Source organism: Hydrogenimonas sp. (assembly GCF_029932565.1).
Taxonomy (GTDB): Bacteria; Campylobacterota; Campylobacteria; order Campylobacterales; family Hydrogenimonadaceae; genus Hydrogenimonas.
In genome coordinates this window covers 1-15,999 of record NZ_JAOZPV010000040.1, presented here as the reverse complement: position 1 = coordinate 15,999, position 15,999 = coordinate 1, and the positions used below count along the sequence as shown (strand labels likewise).

Genomic DNA, 15,999 nt, shown 5'->3' with positions numbered 1-15,999 from the left:
ACGCGCGGCCTTCGGATTAGGAATCCGATGCTCTATCCAGCTGAGCTACGAGGTCAAAAAAGAGTGAGTAGTGGGTAGTAAGTAGTGAGTAGTTGAAATGGTTGGAGCGAAGCGACATCCTTCACTCTTCATTGTTCACTGTTCGTTGTTCATTTGAAAAAACCGGGGGAGACCCGGTTTTTCACTTAGCCGTTACGTTTTTTGATGATTTCGTCGGCGACGTTTTTCGGAACCTCTTCGTAGTGGTCGAACTCCATCGCGTAGGTGCCGCGTCCCTGTGTTGCAGAGCGGAGATCGGTCGAGTAACCGAACATTTCTGCAAGAGGAACGAAGGCGTTGACGATCTTGTTGCCGTGGCGGTCTTCCATGCTGTTGATCTGTCCGCGGCGTCGGTTCAGGTCGCCGATGACGTCACCCATGTAATCTTCGGGAACTTCGACTTCGACTTTCATGATCGGTTCGAGAATGATCGGGTTCGCTTTTTTCGCACCCTCTTTGAAACACATGGATCCGGCCAGTTTGAACGCCATTTCGCTGGAGTCGACATCGTGGTAGCTGCCGTCATACAGTGTGACCTTGACATCTTCGACCGGATAGCCTGCCAGAACACCGTTTTGCAATGCTTCCTGAACACCTTTGTCAACCGCCGGAATGTATTCGCGTGGAACGACACCACCCTTGATCGCGTCGACAAACTCGTATCCGCTGCCCGGATCACGCGGCTCGAGCTTCAGGAAGACGTGGCCGTACTGACCGCGGCCACCAGACTGCTTGGCGTATTTGTACTCCTGGTCGACCGGTACTTTGATCGTTTCGCGGTAGGCGACCTGCGGTTGTCCGACTTCCGCCTCGACCTTGAATTCGCGCATCATACGGTCGACGATGATCTCGAGGTGGAGTTCTCCCATACCGGAGATGATCGTCTGGCCGCTCTCTTCGTCTGTATGGACACGGAAACTCGGATCTTCTTCGGCGAGTTTCTGCAATGCGATCGACATCTTCTCCTGATCCGCTTTTGTTTTGGGTTCGACGGCAACGGAGATAACCGGATCTGGGAATTCCATACGCTCGAGAATGACCTTCTCTTTCTCGTCGCAGAGTGTGTCGCCGGTCAGTGTCTGCTTCAGACCGACACAGGCACCGATTTCACCCGCGTAGAGCTCTTTGATCTCTTCGCGTTTGTTGGAGTGCATTTTCAGAAGACGACCGATACGCTCTTTCTTGCCTTTTGTCGAATTGTAGACATAACTGCCCGCTTCGATGATACCGCGGTAGACACGAACAAATGTCAGCTGTCCGACAAACGGGTCCGTCATGATTTTGAATGCGAGTGCCGCAAACGGGCCATCATCCGTCGAGCTGATTTCGATCGGATTGCCATCCATGTCTTCACCATGAATGTTGCGAACTTCGGTCGGTGCCGGCAAATAGTCGACAACAGCATCGAGAAGTGGCTGGACACCCTTGTTTTTGAATGCCGTACCACAGAGCATCGGGATCATCGTCATTTCAAGCGTCGCCTGTTTGATACCTTTTTTGATCTCATCTTCGGTCAGCTCTTCACCGCCGAAATATTTCTCCATCAGATCTTCGCTTGTTTCCGCAACCGCTTCGATCAGTTTTTCTCGGTATTCGTTCGCCTTGTCGACGAGATCGGCAGGGATATCGGTCACTTCGAATTTCTGGCCGAAGCCTTCTTCTTCCCAGATGATCGCTTTCATCGTCACGAGATCGACGATACCCTGGAAATCCTCTTCCGCTCCTACCGGAATCTGAATCGGCACGGCATTCGATTTCAGGCGCTCTTTGATCTGGCGCTCGACCTCGTAGAAATCGGCACCGACACGGTCCATCTTGTTGACGAATGCCATGCGCGGGACACCATATTTGTTCGCCTGGCGCCATACTGTTTCCGACTGGGGCTGCACACCGCCAACCGCACAGAAGACTGCAACCGCGCCATCGAGAACCCGCATGGACCGCTCGACTTCGATCGTGAAGTCGACGTGGCCCGGGGTGTCGATGATGTTGATCTGGTGATTTTTCCAGAAACATGTCGTCGCTGCGGAGGTGATGGTGATACCGCGCTCCTGCTCCTGCTCCATCCAGTCCATCGTCGCGGCACCGTCATGGACCTCGCCGATTTTGTGTGACAGACCGGTATAGTAGAGGATACGCTCTGTCGTCGTCGTTTTACCGGCATCGATGTGGGCGGCGATACCGATGTTTCGTACACGTTCAATGGGGGTTTTTCGTGCCATCTGGTTTTCCTTTTAACGTTGGTAAAATTTGGGGGATTATAGCAAATTGTAGTTTAAAAAACTCCAAACAGGCAAAGCCTGTCCGGAGCATGTGAACAAGTAAAGGTCTGAGTCGCTTACCATCGGTAGTGGGCGAATGCTTTGTTCGCCTCTGCCATTTTGTAGGTGTCTTCTTTTTTCTTGTAGGCCGCACCGCGCTTTTCACTCGCTTCGATCAATTCGTTCGCGAGGCGTGCCGCCATCGTGCGCTCGTTTCGTTTGCGCGCCGCATCAATAATCCATCGGATCGCGAGTGCCTGCTGGCGAACCGGACGGACTTCGATCGGTACCTGATAGGTGGCACCGCCGACACGTCGGCTTTTGACTTCCATCAACGGTTTGACGTTTTCAATCGCTTCGTCGAAAACCTCGATTCCTTTTTTGCCGGTCTTCTCTTCGGCGATCTTCAAAGCACTGTACATTACTGTTTCAGCAACGGATTTCTTCCCATCCAGCATGATCCCGTTGATAAACTTGGTGACCACTTTACTGCCGTAAATCGGGTCAGGCATCACTTCACGAACTGGTGCTCGTCGTCTTCTCATTATATATTCCTCTTATTCTCTTAAATTATTTGGGGCGTTTCGTACCGTATTTGGAGCGTGATACACGACGATTTGCAACACCGGCTGTATCGAGCGCACCACGAACGATATGGTACTTGACACCCGGAAGGTCTTTGACACGGCCGCCGCGCACCAGCACGATGCTGTGCTCCTGCAGGTTGTGTCCCTCGCCCGGGATATAACTGATCACTTCAAACCCGCTGGTGAGGCGGACTTTTGCAACTTTACGAAGCGCCGAGTTCGGTTTTTTCGGTGTCGTTGTATAGACGCGCGTACAGACGCCGCGTCGCTGCGGACACTTGACCAGTGCCGGAGACTTCGATTTTTTGATGACCTTTTTGCGTTCTCTACGAACCAATTGGTTAATGGTAGGCACTCAAATTCCTTTCTTGTTGATAGTATTCTCAAAATTGATGGCAAATCATAGCCAAACAAAGTTTATAATAAACTTAAATTAAGTAACTTTTAATCTTGCTCTCTGCCGCTGGGCAGAAGAGGGGAGGTTTTACTCCTCTTCTCCACCCAGTTTGACTTTTTCCTGCCGATATAGCCCCGTACCGACTGGAATCAGCCGGCCGATGATAACATTCTCTTTCAGATCTTCCAGCGGATCGATCTTCGCCGAGATGCTCGCCTCGGTCAATACTTTCGTTGTATCCTGGAACGATGCTGCCGAAATGAAACTGTCGGAGCTGACCGCCGCACGGGTGATACCGACAAGTACCGGCTCCGCGATGGCCGGTTCGCCACCCAGCTTCATGATCCGCTCGTTCTCTTCTGCAAACTGCCGTCGGCTCACCAGGTCGCCCGCGATAAATTTCGTGTTGCCGCTATCGACGATACGTACCTGTCGAAGCATCTGGGAATAGATGATCTCGATGTGTTTATCGGAAATGTTGACCCCCTGGCGGCGGTAAACCTGCTGAATCTCGCTGACCATATAGTAATGGAGCGCCTTTTCGCCCAGAATACGCAGAATGTCGTGACTGCTTACGGTACCATCGGTCAACTTCTCGCCCGCGTGAACGAATTCGCCGTTGTGCACGAGAATCTGTCGGTTTTTATCGACAAGATATTCACTTGTCTGCCCGTTCTCACCCGTAATGATGATACGCTCTTTGCCGCGCAGCGGCTTGCCGAAAGCAACGACACCGTCGATCTCGGCGATGAGTGCCGGATCTTTCGGACGGCGTGCTTCGAAGAGCTCGCTGACACGCGGAAGACCTCCGGTAATATCGCGTGACTTCGCAATCGCTTTCGGTGTTTTCGCAATGATGTCGGCAATATGCACATCCTGCCCATCCTGGACAAAAATTGCCGTTTTTGGCTCCATGGCATATCGAATAATATCGCCATTCTCCGTTGCCAGTACGATCGTCGGCTTGTAACCCGGCGGTGTGTACTCATTGATCTCCAGGCGCGTCTGTCCCGTGATTTCGTCAAACTGCTCGCTCGCCGTAATCCCCGGAACAATATCTTCGAAGGCCACTTTTCCGTTCGCTTCGGCAATGATCGGGTCGGTATAGGGATCCCACTCGGCAATCACCGTATGTTCGGTACCGACAGGTTCCGCTATCACGGTGCTGGATTCGACCTTCTCGTCGTCGCCGACTTTGACGATCGAACCCCGTGCAATATAGTGACGGTTCGCCTCACGCCCCTCGTCATCGGCGACAACAGCGAAAAGTCCTTTCTCCTCAATCTTTTCACCGACTTCCACACCTTTGTAACGCTCGAGATAATCGCCTCGCAGCTGGAAGTATTTGACGGTTCCGCTTTCTCCGGCACGAATCGTCTGCGTAATGGGTGCACCATCCTTGACGCGGAGCTCCGCCGCATAAGGAATACGGTTCGGCACATTCCATCCGTCTTTGATCACTTCGACGATCGACTCTTTCTCGTCTATTTTGCCACCGTTCGGGAACGGGAGATAGAACTTCCCTTCAATCTTTCCACTGACACCTGCGAGCTCATTCGGCTTGGCAACATCACTCTTCCGAAGTGCGTACCGGACTTTTTCATCGCCATTCTTGATCGTCAAGATGATCTCTTCGTGTATTGTCTGAACCGTCATTTCACCTGCAAACGGTGCTTTGATCTTCGGTTCGACCAGCAGAATACCCGCATTGCGTCGGTTGGCAACGAGGAGTTTTCCTTCGCTGTTGGTATAGGTCTTCAGGTTGTAGTAGCGAATGAAACCCTCTTTGGTTGCAATCGCCTGGCGCTCCGCCTTCTCGCTCGATGCGGTACCACCGATATGGAATGTTCGCAGTGTCAGCTGTGTACCCGGCTCACCAATCGACTGGGCCGCGATAATACCGATCGCTTCGCCCACTTTGACCAGTTTGCCCTCACCCATATTGAGACCGTAACATTTTGCACAGACACCGCCCTGCGCCTTACAGGTAATCGGCGTACGAATCGTAACGGCGCGCACTCCTGCGTCTTTGATCAGCTGTGCCTTTTCATCATCGATCAGCGTGCCTTCGGAGATCAGAATTTCGTTGCTGATCGGGTCGATGACATCATCGGCCAGAACACGGCCGTGGACACGGTCTTCCAGCGGCTCGATCATCTCCGAACCGATCGTGATGTCGGTCACTTCGACACCCTCGTGGGTTCCGCAGTCGTCCATCGTGACTTTGACGTTCTGGGAGACATCGATCAATTTCCGGGTCAAATAACCGGCATTCGCCGTTTTAAGTGCGGTATCCGCAAGACCTTTCCGCGCACCGTGAGTCGAAATGAAGTACTCCAGAACGTTCAGACCCTCTTTAAAGTTCGAAACAATCGGCGTTTCGATGATCGATCCGTCCGGTTTTGCCATCAATCCCCGCATACCGGCAAGCTGACGGATCTGTGCCGCGGAACCCCTCGCACCCGAGTCGGCCATCATGAAGATCGAATTGAAACCGTCTTTGTCTTCACGAATCAGCTTCATCATCGCTTCGGCGACGGCATTGTTCGTATCGGTCCAGACGTCGACGATCTTGTTGTAGCGTTCCTGTTCCGTCAGAAGGCCCGCGCTATACTGCTGCTGGATTTCACGGACACGTTTTTTCGCATCCTCGACCAGTTTGTATTTTTCATCCGGAATACGGATGTCGTCGGCAGAAATCGAAACACCCGCTGTCGTCGCGTATCTGAAACCGAGATCCTTCAGGTTGTCAAGGAATTCGGCAGAAATCTCGAGCCCGCCGTACTTGTAGACATGATCGATCAATGTGCCGATATCTTTTTTCTTCAGAACTTTGTTCCACATGTGCTCGGGGACGAAATCGGGCAGAATCGACTTGAGAATCAGGCGTCCGGCCGTCGTATAGACGACGCGACCGTCGACAATCGTACGCACGCGCGCATTGATGTCGAGATGGTCGCCGTCAAGTGCCGTAAGAACCTCTTTGACGTTGGCGAAGAGTTTGTTGGAGCCCTTGACATCCTTGCGTTCGAGCGAGAGATAATAGAGCCCCAGAACCATATCCTGACTCGGAACCGTGATCGCCTTGCCGCTTGCCGGCAACAGAATGTTCATAGAACTGAGCATCAGCAATTTACACTCCGCGATCGCCTCCTGGCTCAGCGGTACGTGGACCGCCATCTGGTCACCGTCGAAGTCGGCGTTGAACGCCGCACAGACGAGCGGATGCAGCTGGATCGCCTTGCCGTCGATCAGAACCGGGTGGAAGGCCTGGATCGAAAGTTTGTGGAGCGTCGGCGCACGGTTGAGCATCACCGGATACTCGTCGACGATCTCCTGCAGACACTCCCACACTTCGTTGGTCTTCTTCTCGATCATGTTTTTCGCCGCTTTCAGCGTCGTCGCATACCCTTTCTCCTCGAGCTTCGCGAGCAGATGCGGCTTGAAGAGCTCCAGTGCCATGTTTTTCGGCAGGCCGCACTGATCCATGCGGAGATTGGGCCCTACGACGATGACCGAACGGCCGGAGAAGTCGACACGCTTACCCAGGAGGTTCTGACGGAACCGTCCCTGCTTACCCTTGATCACTTCGCTCAGAGATTTCAGTGGCCGCTTGTTGGCCCCTTTGACGGCATTGCCCCGGCGTCCGTTGTCGAAAAGTGCATCGACTGCTTCCTGCAGCATCCGCTTTTCGTTTCGGATGATGATCTCCGGCGCATCCAGTTCCATCAGACGTTTGAGGCGCTGGTTGCGATTGATGACGCGACGATAGAGATCATTGACGTCACTGACCGCGAACTTGCCGCCATCGAGTGCGACGAGCGGGCGCAGGTCCGGCGGAAGAACCGGCAGGACATCCAGCATCATCCACTCGGGACGGTTGTTGGAATTCAGGAACGATTCGATCACTTTCAGACGTTTGACCAGCGTCTTGCGTTTTGCCTCGCTTCCCGTCTTTTCGACCTCCTCTTTGAGCGTATGGAAGAGCTCGGCAAGATCGAGATCGGCCAGCAGACGCTTGATCACTTCACCGCCCATTTCTGCATGGAATCCGCTGTCGGCGAAACGGGTGTAGATCGACTGGAACTGCTCCTCGTTGAGAATGTCATATTTCAGAACCGGCGCTTTGCCTTCGTTGTCGTAGCTCGCTTCGCCGGGATTTTCGACGATATACGCCTCGTAATAGAGCACCCGCTCCAGATCTTTCATCTTTACGCCAAGCAGCGTACCGATACGGCTTGGCAGTGAGTTGACATACCAGATGTGGGCGACCGGTGTCACCAGATCGATGTGGCCCATACGGTAGCGCCGCACTTTGGAGCTGGTAACTTCGACACCACACTTTTCACAGACGACACCCTTGTAGCGCATCTTCTTGTATTTTCCGCAGAGACACTCGTAGTCGCGGACGGGACCGAAAATTTTGGCACAGAAGAGTCCGTCCCGTTCCGGTTTCAGTGTCCGATAGTTGATCGTCTCGGGCTTTTTGACTTCACCGAAGCTCCAGGAGAGGATCTTTTCGGGGCTCGCCAGTCTGAGCTGAATCGCCTTGATATCTTTGGGGCGATTCTCTTCCGTTACTTCAATGGGTATCAGTTTCTTCATTCTCTTCTTCCTCATCTAAAAGCTCTACATCAAGTGCAAGGGACTGAAGTTCTTTCGCAAGAACGAACAGGGTTTCGGGAATTCCCGCCGGCGGCACATTTTCACCGCGTGTAATCGCTTTATAGGCACGGACGCGTCCCTCGACATCGTCCGATTTGATCGTCAGCATCTCTTTCAGGACATTGGCCGCACCGTACGCTTCGAGGGCCCAGACTTCCATCTCACCGAATCGCTGGCCACCGAAGAGCGCTTTACCGCCAACCGGCTGCTGCGTAACCAGACTGTAGGGGCCGGTGGATCGGGCGTGCATCTTCTCATCGACCAGGTGGTGCAGTTTGAGCATATACATGTACCCCACATTGACCCGCTCTTTCATCCTATCGCCCGTTTTGCCGTCGTAGAGAACACATTTGCCGTCACTGTCGATTTTTGCCATTTCGAAAAGTTTGGCAAACTCTTCCGCATTGACGCTTTCGAATACCGGCGTCGCAAATCGGACCCCTTTCGCCCAGTCACGCGCATATTTGATCAGCTCGTCATCGCTCATTGCGCTCAGCATCTCTTTGGCGTTCATCAGTTTTGCCACATCGGCGATCTTTTCCATTTTGGTGCGGAGCTGTTTGACGAAATCCTTTTTCTTCTCATTGAATATCGCTTGGATCTGCTCGCCAAGACGCTTGCCCACCAGACCCAGGTGGACCTCCAGGATCTGTCCAATATTCATACGCGAAGGAACACCCAGCGGGTTGAGGATAATCTCGACCGGCGTACCGTCTTCGAGATAAGGCATATCCATTTCGGGAACGATGTTGGAGACAATACCCTTGTTACCGTGACGGCCTGCCATCTTGTCACCCACTTTGAGCTTGCGTTTGGTGGCAATATAGACTTTGACCAGTTTTGTCACGCCGTTTGGCAGAATGTCATCTTTTTCCAGAATATGGAGCTTCTCCTCATGGTCTTCCCGCAGTTTGCGCTTCTCTTTCTGGAAATAGTTCTTCAGCGCCTCGTATTTGTGCTGAATCTCTTCCGGGAAATGCTTGGCGATTGCGCTGAGTGCGAAACGGTTGACGTTTTCAAGCTCCTCTTTGCCGATCACTTTGCCCGCTTTATAGGTTTTGCCATTGATCTCGACATCGCTTTCGAGTTTGGCACTGCCAAGCAGTGAATGGATGCGCAGCATCTCCTCGCGGTCAAGCATCAGAAGCTTGTCATGGTGCTCACGGTCGAGCTCCGCTTTCTCCTCTTCATAGGCACGGATCGCACGCTGATCCTTTTCGTACCCTTTTTTCGTGAAGATCTTGACATCGACGACGACACCCTCCATTGACGGCGGGCAGTAGAGAGACTTGTTGACCACATGCCCCGCTTTTTCACCGAAGATGGCACGCAGAAGACGCTCTTCCGGAGTCGGCTTTACTTCGCCTTTCGGCGACACTTTGCCGACCATGATCATGCCCGGCTTGATGTAGGTGCCGATTTTGACGATTCCGCTCTCATCGAGATGCTGGATATCTTCTTCACGGATATTTGGAATATCGCGCGTAATCTCTTCGACACCATGTTTCAGTTCACGCGCTTCAACCTCTTTCTCGTAGATGTGAACCGACGTGAAAGTGTCTTCACGGATCAGCTTTTCACTGACAACAATCGCATCTTCAAAGTTGTATCCGTTCCACGGCATGAATGCGACCATGATATTTTTTCCGATCGCCAATTCACCCCGGTCCATGTTCGGGCCGTCAGCGATGACCTGTCCCGCCTCGACACTCTCGCCCTTTTTGACAATCGGGCGCTGCGTGAATGTCGTATTCTGGTTGGTACGCATATTTTTCTGCAACGAGTAGTGGTCGATAAAGGCACCTTCTTCATCCTCACCCATGATATAGATGTTTTTCGAGTCGACCTTTTCGACGATACCGGCACGCCGGGCTTTGATACTGACCCATGCATCCCGGGCAATCAGTTTCTCGACACCCGTACCGACGACCGGTGCTTCGGAGATCAGAAGCGGCACACCCTGCCGCTGCATGTTCGAACCCATCAAAGCACGGTTCGCATCGTCGTGCTCAAGAAACGGAATCAGACTGGCAGCCACACCCACCACCATCAGCGGATTCAGGTCGATATAATCGATCTCGCTGCGGTCAACGAGGATGATCTCGCCATCTCTTCGCGCTTCGATCAGATCTTCGACGATTTCACCATCTTCTGTCAGCTTCGTACTCGCCGGCGCGATGGTCAGCCCCTCTTCCTGCGTTGCGGTCATGTAAACGACCTCGTTCGTCACCTTTCCGTCCACGATCTTTTTATAGGGGGCTTCAATGAACCCGAGATCATTCACTTTCGCATAGGTGGAAAGGGTATTGATCAAACCGATGTTCTGGCCTTCCGGTGTTTCGATCGGACAGATTCGGCCATAATGGGTCGGATGCACGTCGCGCACTTCAAAGCCGGCACGCTCTTTGACAAGGCCGCCTTCACCCAGTGCCGAAAGACGCCGCTTGTGGGTCACTTCCGACAGCGGATTGGTCTGATCCATAAACTGGCTCAGCTGTCCGCTTGTGAAAAACTCCAGGATCGTGTTGGTGATCATCTTGGAATTGATCAGGTCGTGGGGCATCAGCTCGTCCAGGTTGCCGCTCATCGTACTCATTTTGTCGCGGATCGCCTTCTGCATCTTGATAAGGCCCGTCTGCAGCTCGTTGCCCAGCAGTTCGCCAATCGCACGGATACGGCGGTTCCCCAGGTGGTCGCGGTCGTCGATATGGCCGCGTCCATTCTTGACGCGGATCAGGTACTGGACCGTCTTAATGATGTCCTCGTCGGTCATGACGGTGACATACTCGGGTACCTCGACACCGAGCTTGTGGTTCATCTTCATCCGGCCGACGCGCGTGAGGTCATAACGTTCGGGGTCGAAGAAAAGCTGTTTGACAAATGCTTTCGCCGCATCTTTTGTGACCGGTTCACCCGGGCGCATCACCTTGTAGATACGGATAGCGGAGAGATCGTTTTCATCCTCAATCCCTTCCGTCTGCTTCAGAAGTTTCAGACTCTCCTGGTCGGCGTGGAATGCGTTGATGACCGACTGGTCGACACCTGCAGCCAGGTCATCAGCAATAACGAACTCCTTCACACCGCTCTCGAGTATCTTTTTGAGTTTGTTTTCATCAAGCTGCGTCAGCGTGTCAAGCAGGACTTCACCGCTCTCCTGATCGATAATCGGTTCGGCAAGGTGGCGCTCTATCAGGACATCAACCGGATATTCCACCCACTCAAGACCATCTTCGACCAGTTTTTTCGCCCGTTTCGCAGAGAGCCGCTTGCCCGCGGCAATAATGAGGTTGCCATCTTCATCTTTGACATCGTACTCCAGACGTCCCGCAAAGTTCTCCGGCTTGAACGGCATCAGGAACTTGTTGTTCTTGACACGAATGTTCATCAGAGGATAGAAAAGCTTGAGTATATCCTGCTTCGTATATCCAAGCGCTCGGAAAAGAATGGTGACGGGAATCTTTCTACGCTTATTGATGCGGACATACAAAATATCTTTTGCATCGTACTCGAAATAGAGCCACGAGCCACGATCAGGAATAATCTGCGCCGTGTAGAGCAGTTTACTGCCACCCGTCGCTGCCTCTTCTTCTTTGAAAATGACACCGGGGCTTCGGTGGAGCTGATTCACGACAACACGTTCAACGCCATTGATGATAAAAGAGGTTCGTTCGGTCATCAGCGGGATATCGCGAACAAAAATGGCCTGCTCTTTGATATCTTTGACACCGGTTTTCTCACCTGTCTTGTCATTTCGTTCCCACAATGTCAGTCTGACTTTCATTTTCAGCGACACGGCATATGTGAGTCCGCGCTCCATACACTCCCTGACGGTATATTTCGGCTTGGTAATTTCACTGCCTGCATACTCGAGGGTCAGTCGGTTTTGTGGGTCGTGGATTGGGAAGATAGATCGGAAAACATGTTCGATACCACTGTCGGATCGATCCTTTTCGTTGATCATCAAAAAGTTGTCGTAACTGCTCTGTTGAAGTTGCAAAAGATTGGGGACGTCAATCTCCTGGGGAGTTTTTGCGAAATCAACACGTAAGCGGTTTCCTGATGTAAGATTGTTAAGCATGGGCTAAGACCTCATTCAGTAGTGTGTTGCATAGGAAGTACCTGGAACCGGTACGATAAGTAAGCGTAAAGCTAATAGTGTAGTGTAAAACGTATAAAGGGAAGGTTGCACCTTCCCTTTATATATATGTTTTAAAATGTTATTTAACTTCGACAGTCGCGCCAGCTTCTTCGAATTTCGCCTTGAGCTCTTCAGCCTCTTCTTTGCTGGCACCTTCTTTAATGGTCGTCGGAGCGTTGTCGACAGCCTCTTTCGCCTCTTTGAGACCAAGGCCTGTCACTTCACGGACAACTTTGATGACGTTGATCTTCTTCGCACCCGGGCTTGTCAGAACGACATCAAATTCGGTTTTCTCTTCCGCAGCTCCGCCAGCTTCGCCACCGGCAGCACCCGCTACGACCATCGGAGTCGCAGATACACCAAAGCGCTCTTCGAACTCTTTGACAAGTTCGTTGAGTTCAAGAACAGACAGACCTTCAATATATTCAAACAATTCTTCTTTTGTAATTGCCATCGTTATCTCCTATAGATAGATATTTTTTTCGGCTTTAAGCCACATCAATATTTACGCCGCGATTATGCGGCTTCTTCTTTTTTCTTCGCCAGATTGTCGAGTCCTGCAGCCAGATTGCGCAGAGGCGCCGTCCAGACAGACAGAAGCATGCCGAGCAGTTCTTCGCGTCCCGCCAGTTTGCTATACTCATCGATTTTTCCAGCGTCAACCGGCTGTTTGTCGATAACACCGCTTTTGATGACGAACTTGTCATTTTCTTTGGCGTATTTCGCGACAGCTTTGGCCGTAGCGATCGGATCTTCTCCCCAGACAGCCATGTTGGTATCGACAAGTTCGACACCTTCGATGCCTGCATTCTTAAACGCGATGCTCGCCAGCGTGTTTTTGATGACACGTGCTCCGAGTCCGGCTTCGAAACCGATTTTACGGAAGCTCTCCATCTCTTGGACTGTCATCCCTTTGAAATCGACGATGACAACACAGTTGGCCTGGTCAAACGCATCGGAAAGTTCCGCTACCAGCTGTTCTTTTTCGCTTCGGGTCATATTTCCTCCTTTCCGACTGAGACTTCAAGAAGGGCGGTGCAATACCGATTAAGCCAATGGCCCCTAACTATCTCCAGTCTAAGATAACGTGCGCATTGCGCTTATTTGATATCCATCAACTCGGTGGTATCGAGCTTTACAGAAGGGCTCATCGTCAGCGAGAGCGCTGCATTCTGGATATAGCGGCCTTTCGCTGCGGCCGGTTTCTGCTTATTGATGGCAACGACGAACGCTTTGAGGTTCTCGGCGAGTTTGTCGGCATCGAAACTCGCTTTGCCAATACCGGCATGAATGTTGCCTTTTTTGTCGACACGGAAGTTGACCTGTCCGCCTTTGGCATTTTTGACCGCCTGTGCGACATCCATCGTAACCGTTCCGGTTTTCGGGTTCGGCATCAAGCCTTTGGGTCCGAGAATACGGCCGATCTTGCCGACCTGTCCCATCATATCCGGTGTTGCGATGACAATATCGAAATCCAGATTCCCGTTCTGAATCTCTTCAACAAGATCTTCCGCTCCAACGATATCGGCACCTGCTTCTTTCGCCTCGTCCGCTTTTGCACCTTTTGCAAAGACGGCAACACGAACGGTTTTACCGGTCCCGTGCGGCAGGACGACCGCACCACGGACCATCTGATCCGCGTGACGGGGATCGACGTTGAGACGAAGGGCCAGTTCGACTGTTTCGTCGAATTTCGCCGATTGAAGATCTTTGACGAGCTTGGTCGCTTCGTCGACTGTATAGGTTTTGTTGGTATCAATTTTTTCGAGCAGTTTCTGTACTCGTTTGGAAACTTTTTTAGACATTATTGTTTTCTCCGCAAATTTTTTTTGCTACCGCATCTTTTCGATCTGGCGGTAAAGATCCTTTAGTCGATGACCTCGACACCCATGCTTCGGCAGCTGCCTTCCACAATTTTTGCAGCCGCTTCTTCGTCATGAGCATTCAAATCGTCCATTTTCGTTTTCACGATATTCATGATCTGCTCACGTGTGATTTTGGCCACTTTGTTCTTCAATGGGTTGTCACTTCCCTTTTGCAAGCCGATCTCTTTCTTGATCAGATCGGTTACCGGGGGTTTCTTTGTGATAAACGTAAAGCTTCTGTCGGAGTAGACGGTAATGACGACCGGGATGTTATACCCCATCATGTCTTTCGTCTTTTCGTTGAACGCTTTACAGAACTCCATGATGTTTACACCACGCTGTCCAAGCGCAGGACCTACTGGAGGAGACGGATTCGCCTTCCCGGCAGGAATTTGCAATTTGAATTCATCAACAACTTTTTTTGCCATTGCGTTTCCCTTCTGTAATAAGTTTAATTAAATGATTTTTTCGACTTGCGAGTAGAGAATCTCTACCGGCGTACTTCGACCAAAGATCGAAACGTTGAGCTTGAGCTTGCCATGCTCGAGATCGAACTCCTCCACCATACCGGTGAAGTTTGCAAACGGACCATCGATGATCCGGACCATCTCGCCCGGTTCGAACGAGATTTTTGGTTTCGGTGCCGCACGATGACGAACTTTATCCAGAATATTTTGAACGTCACTCTCACTCAGAGGAGTCGGTTTCTTCGACTCCCCAATAAAACGGGATACCCGAGGCAACGACTGGATCTTGTGCCACAGATCGGTATCGAGATCCATTTTGGCGAAGACATATCCCGGATAGAGTGAGCGTTCTGTAATCTTTTTCTTTCCGTTTTTTACTTCGATAACATCTTCGGTCGGTACGACAATCTCTTCGATTTTGTCCTGAATACCGAGCTGTTCCGCCATTGTTTCAATTGCGTTTTTGACACTTCTTTCACTGCCTGCGTAGGTTTGTATCGCATACCATTTTGCTGCCATCAAATCCCCTTAAATCAACGCAGAAAGCGATGCAGACATGATCACATCGATCAGTGCGAGAAAGAGTGATACGACTGTTACGACTACAAATACGGCAAAAAACGCCTGTCGAACCTGCATTTTGGTTGGAAAAATGACTTTGGATAGTTCTATTTTTGCATGGTTGACATAGGTAATCAATTTTTCCATGATTTCATTTCCTTAACGTGGCAGGGCAGGAGGGACTCGAACCCCCAACACTCGGTTTTGGAGACCGATGCTCTACCATTGGAGCTACTGCCCTAAAAAAAGCGAAACCCGATCACGGGTTTAGCTTTTGAGTTTCACCTCTTTATGAAGTGTATGTTTGTTGCAGCGTGAACAGTATTTTTTCGTCTCAAACTTCTCTGTATGAGTTTTTGAGTTTTTTGTCGTCGTGTAGTTGATCTCACCACACTCGCTGCATTTCAATCCTATATTGATTCTCATTGATATTATCCTTCGGGTTGAAGGCACCTTTCAAAGGGTGCCTTCATGGGTTCATTATGCAAGGATCTTGGAAACAACACCTGCACCGACAGTACGTCCGCCTTCGCGGATCGCGAAGCGGGTACCCTCTTCAAGTGCGATCGGAGCGATAAGCTCTGCCGTGATCTTCACGTTGTCACCAGGCATAACCATTTCAGTTCCCTCAGGAAGCGTGATGGCTCCAGTTACGTCCGTTGTACGTACGTAGAACTGCGGGCGATATCCGTTGAAGAACGGAGTATGGCGGCCACCTTCCTCTTTGGTCAGAACGTAGATTTCCGCTTCGAACTTCGTATGAGGCGTGATGGAACCAGGCTTACAGAGAACCATACCGCGCTCAACATCCTCTTTTTTTGTACCGCGAAGAAGAACACCACAGTTGTCACCGGCTTCACCGCACTCCATCTCTTTGCGGAACATCTCGACGCCTGTAACCGTTGTTTTCTGAGTATCACGGATACCGACGATTTCGATTTCATCACCAACGCAGACTTTACCACGCTCGATACGTCCTGTAACGACCGTACCACGTCCGGAGATAGAGAAGACGTCTT

Annotated in this window: 13 protein-coding genes and 1 tRNA gene; all 14 read right to left on the bottom strand. The window is 51.3% G+C overall.

Features of this window, described 5'->3' with window-relative positions; translation table 11 throughout:
* Positions 1–185: 185 nt before the first annotated feature.
* Complete coding sequence (fusA, locus tag Q1K24_RS06105) at positions 186–2,261, bottom strand: elongation factor G (RefSeq protein WP_300367502.1); 2,076 nt, start codon at positions 2,259–2,261, stop codon at positions 186–188.
* A 116-nt stretch (positions 2,262–2,377) separates the two neighbouring features.
* Positions 2,378–2,845: a 30S ribosomal protein S7 gene (gene rpsG / locus Q1K24_RS06100; RefSeq protein ID WP_300367499.1), complete on the bottom strand. Its 468-nt coding sequence runs from the start codon at positions 2,843–2,845 to the stop codon at positions 2,378–2,380.
* A 25-nt stretch (positions 2,846–2,870) separates the two neighbouring features.
* The gene (gene rpsL / locus Q1K24_RS06095) at positions 2,871–3,242 is read right to left on the bottom strand and encodes a 30S ribosomal protein S12 (protein WP_286336220.1); all 372 of its coding nucleotides are present in this window, start codon (positions 3,240–3,242) and stop codon (positions 2,871–2,873) included.
* 129 nt (positions 3,243–3,371) lie between these two features.
* Positions 3,372–7,889, bottom strand: coding sequence for a DNA-directed RNA polymerase subunit beta' (gene rpoC, locus Q1K24_RS06090; RefSeq protein ID WP_300367494.1), 4,518 nt, complete (start codon positions 7,887–7,889; stop codon positions 3,372–3,374).
* Positions 7,867–12,027: a DNA-directed RNA polymerase subunit beta gene (gene rpoB / locus Q1K24_RS06085; protein ID WP_300367491.1), complete on the bottom strand. Its 4,161-nt coding sequence runs from the start codon at positions 12,025–12,027 to the stop codon at positions 7,867–7,869. Before rpoB ends, rpoC begins: the two co-directional genes overlap by 23 nt.
* A gap of 139 nt (positions 12,028–12,166) precedes the next feature.
* Positions 12,167–12,541: a 50S ribosomal protein L7/L12 gene (gene rplL / locus Q1K24_RS06080; protein ID WP_300367488.1), complete on the bottom strand. Its 375-nt coding sequence runs from the start codon at positions 12,539–12,541 to the stop codon at positions 12,167–12,169.
* A gap of 62 nt (positions 12,542–12,603) precedes the next feature.
* Positions 12,604–13,086 (bottom strand): 50S ribosomal protein L10, encoded by a 483-nt coding sequence (gene rplJ, locus Q1K24_RS06075; RefSeq protein ID WP_300367485.1) that lies wholly within the window; start codon positions 13,084–13,086, stop codon positions 12,604–12,606.
* Between the two features lie 101 nt (positions 13,087–13,187).
* Positions 13,188–13,892, bottom strand: a complete 705-nt coding sequence (rplA, locus tag Q1K24_RS06070; RefSeq protein ID WP_300367481.1) for a 50S ribosomal protein L1 — start codon at positions 13,890–13,892, stop codon at positions 13,188–13,190.
* A gap of 62 nt (positions 13,893–13,954) precedes the next feature.
* Complete coding sequence (gene rplK, locus Q1K24_RS06065) at positions 13,955–14,380, bottom strand: 50S ribosomal protein L11 (protein ID WP_300367478.1); 426 nt, start codon at positions 14,378–14,380, stop codon at positions 13,955–13,957.
* A 27-nt stretch (positions 14,381–14,407) separates the two neighbouring features.
* Positions 14,408–14,938 carry a transcription termination/antitermination protein NusG gene (nusG, locus tag Q1K24_RS06060; RefSeq protein WP_300367475.1) on the bottom strand — a complete coding sequence of 177 codons (531 nt, stop codon included), beginning with the start codon at positions 14,936–14,938 and terminating at the stop codon, positions 14,408–14,410.
* Positions 14,939–14,947: 9 nt separating this feature from the next.
* Entirely contained in the window at positions 14,948–15,127 is a 180-nt protein-coding gene (gene secE, locus Q1K24_RS06055) for a preprotein translocase subunit SecE (RefSeq protein ID WP_300367471.1), read from the bottom strand.
* A gap of 18 nt (positions 15,128–15,145) precedes the next feature.
* Positions 15,146–15,221: transfer RNA gene (locus Q1K24_RS06050), tRNA-Trp, on the bottom strand.
* Positions 15,222–15,247: 26 nt separating this feature from the next.
* Positions 15,248–15,406, bottom strand: a complete 159-nt coding sequence (gene rpmG / locus Q1K24_RS06045) for a 50S ribosomal protein L33 (RefSeq protein ID WP_300367469.1) — start codon at positions 15,404–15,406, stop codon at positions 15,248–15,250.
* A gap of 54 nt (positions 15,407–15,460) precedes the next feature.
* The coding region (locus Q1K24_RS06040) for an EF-Tu/IF-2/RF-3 family GTPase (protein WP_300362620.1) at positions 15,461–15,999 on the bottom strand (539 nt) is incomplete at its 5' end.

Coding starts and splice junctions, on each gene's coding strand:
- rplK (WP_300367478.1), bottom strand. CDS start 14,380: ATGGCAAAAAAAGTTGTTGATGAATTCAAATTGCAAATTCCTGCCGGG.
- rpmG (WP_300367469.1), bottom strand. CDS start 15,406: ATGAGAATCAATATAGGATTGAAATGCAGCGAGTGTGGTGAGATCAAC.
- rplA (WP_300367481.1), bottom strand. CDS start 13,892: ATGTCTAAAAAAGTTTCCAAACGAGTACAGAAACTGCTCGAAAAAATT.
- rplJ (WP_300367485.1), bottom strand. CDS start 13,086: ATGACCCGAAGCGAAAAAGAACAGCTGGTAGCGGAACTTTCCGATGCG.
- rpoC (WP_300367494.1), bottom strand. CDS start 7,889: ATGAAGAAACTGATACCCATTGAAGTAACGGAAGAGAATCGCCCCAAA.
- fusA (WP_300367502.1), bottom strand. CDS start 2,261: ATGGCACGAAAAACCCCCATTGAACGTGTACGAAACATCGGTATCGCC.
- rplL (WP_300367488.1), bottom strand. CDS start 12,541: ATGGCAATTACAAAAGAAGAATTGTTTGAATATATTGAAGGTCTGTCT.
- secE (WP_300367471.1), bottom strand. CDS start 15,127: ATGGAAAAATTGATTACCTATGTCAACCATGCAAAAATAGAACTATCC.
- nusG (WP_300367475.1), bottom strand. CDS start 14,938: ATGGCAGCAAAATGGTATGCGATACAAACCTACGCAGGCAGTGAAAGA.
- rpoB (WP_300367491.1), bottom strand. CDS start 12,027: ATGCTTAACAATCTTACATCAGGAAACCGCTTACGTGTTGATTTCGCA.
- rpsG (WP_300367499.1), bottom strand. CDS start 2,845: ATGAGAAGACGACGAGCACCAGTTCGTGAAGTGATGCCTGACCCGATT.